This window comes from Xanthomonas sp. WCS2018Noco2-27 (genome assembly GCF_031843525.1).
Taxonomy (GTDB): domain Bacteria; phylum Pseudomonadota; class Gammaproteobacteria; order Xanthomonadales; family Xanthomonadaceae; genus Xanthomonas.
Genome location: NZ_JAVTIK010000028.1, coordinates 1 through 1904, shown reverse-complemented (window position 1 = coordinate 1904; position 1904 = coordinate 1). Strand labels below are relative to the sequence as shown.

Here is a 1904-nt window from a genome sequence, read left to right as displayed (position 1 = left end):
AATCGAGCTGGCGACCCAACGCACGCGCGAAACCGAGGGACTTACTGGCGATAGCGCGCTGCAGTTGCAACGCGGCCCTTATGGAACGTTTGGCGCCGCTAGCCAGTCGAGCCATCTCAAGCGCGCAGTTTGCTACGCTTGATCGAAGACAGCGTCATGGAGAAAAAAGTGTCTACTCAGAATGCACCCAAGAAAGGCGAGTTCTACATCCTCAGGTCCGATATGGGGGGGGGCGGTCGCGGGCATGGCGTGGAGTTCGAGAACGAAGATGCAGTGCCATTTTCCATTGCTGACAGCCTACCAGGGGAGGAAGCCGGCCTGGCTGCATTGAAGGAGATCCCGCGCCTGCGCTACGACAGCCGCATCGGCGATATGCCCGATGATATGCACAGTGGATTCAAGAGCTACTGGCTGGTCTCCGAGCCGCTGAAGCTGATCCTCGAAGCTGCGGACCCCGAGGGCTTTGCCTTTGCGCTATGCGACTTCCGATTGGAAGACGGTACGCCCGGGGCACCACACTATCTTTGCGAGGTGTTGCGGATTATCGATGCCATCGACGAGGAGGCATCCACCGTCAAGGTGTTGACGGGATATCCAAATGGAAAATATTACAGAGTTGCTGGTGGCGCTGATTTTGCATTCAGGAAAGACGTGATCGGGGCCGCGCATGTCTTCAGGACACCTTATACATCAGATGCCTTTTGCGACAGGTTCTTGCGCGACACCTTGATTGCGCAGGGATTTGGCAAGTCACCCAGGACACGCGGCGTTCGGCTGATAGACGCTTTCGGTTGCTGAGCGATGCATCCCCCAACTGCTTGATGGAGTAACAGCAGATGCCGTCCGGTAACGTCATCCTTGAGAGCCATCATGTCATTGAAAACACCGTCTTTCGTGATCATAGGCTGCTCAAGAAATTGCTTGAGCATGGTTTGATCGACAAGGATGTATCGACCAATCGCCTATACCTGCCGGTAGAGGGCAAGCTGGCTGACGAAATCGAAACATCCCCCCACCGAGGACGCACGCGAAAGTCTTATACAGATGGAGTTGTGGGTTATCTTAACGAAATCATTGACTCCCCAGACGGCAAAGTCGCCATGCGCAACGACGCTGCTGCATTGAAGCGCGTCGCCGCCCAAGTCCACGACCTGCAAGACACCCTCAAAGTCGCCCTGATCAATGGCGATATGTTCGCAACCACCCCGAATCACTTGACCAAGGCCGAGACCAACGCGCAAAACCGCAGCACCCTCTCCGAGTACGAGCAATACCGCACTGTCCATGCCGACCAGCTGAAGACGCTGCGCTCAATGAGCACTGTCGAATCCGAATGGGCTGCGATCACGCATTCCGAGCAGCGGATTGCAAAGGTGATCGATGATGCACGCACGACGGGCAAAAATCTGGTCGCTGTCCCGAAAGAACGCGATGCCGTCATCCGCGAGATCGCCGGCCGCGAGGAATTTCGCATGGCTATCGCGCATGCAGAGGATGCCGGGCGAATAACGCTGTCCGAGTCCAATGCGGCAGTGGTCCAGCAGGTATTGGATGACACGCCGACAACTATCGGCGGTACTGCACGCAGCATTCGCCAAGGCGCCGGCGCCGCAGAGCATCCGCCGTACACACCAGTCTCTCAACGCGGCTTCGCCACCGCAGAGCTGCTCGCAGGCGATCTATCACCCGGCCAGGCACTACGCGCTGCCGGCCTGCTCGCCACCGCCGCCGACACGGTGATGACCGGTCAGCGTGCTACACGTTTCCTCGGCCAGGACAACCCGCTCGCCGCACAATCGGAGCTGGCCCACTTCGCCGGCCGCAACGTCGGTGGCTGGGCCGGCGGTACCGCAGCTGCCTACGCGCTGGGGAGCTCGGGCGCAGGGCCGATGGTGCTGATCGCA

2 protein-coding genes are annotated in these 1904 nt (G+C 58.8%); both read left to right on the top strand.

The genetic code is table 11. The features are described from left to right. Positions 1–168 precede the first annotated feature (168 nt). A complete protein-coding gene (locus tag RQH86_RS22890) occupies positions 169–798 on the top strand; it encodes a DUF1629 domain-containing protein (RefSeq protein WP_311260664.1) in 630 nt (209 codons plus the stop codon). Positions 799–836: 38 nt separating this feature from the next. Then, the coding region (locus RQH86_RS22885; protein ID WP_311260745.1) for an AHH domain-containing protein at positions 837–1904 on the top strand (1068 nt) is incomplete at its 3' end.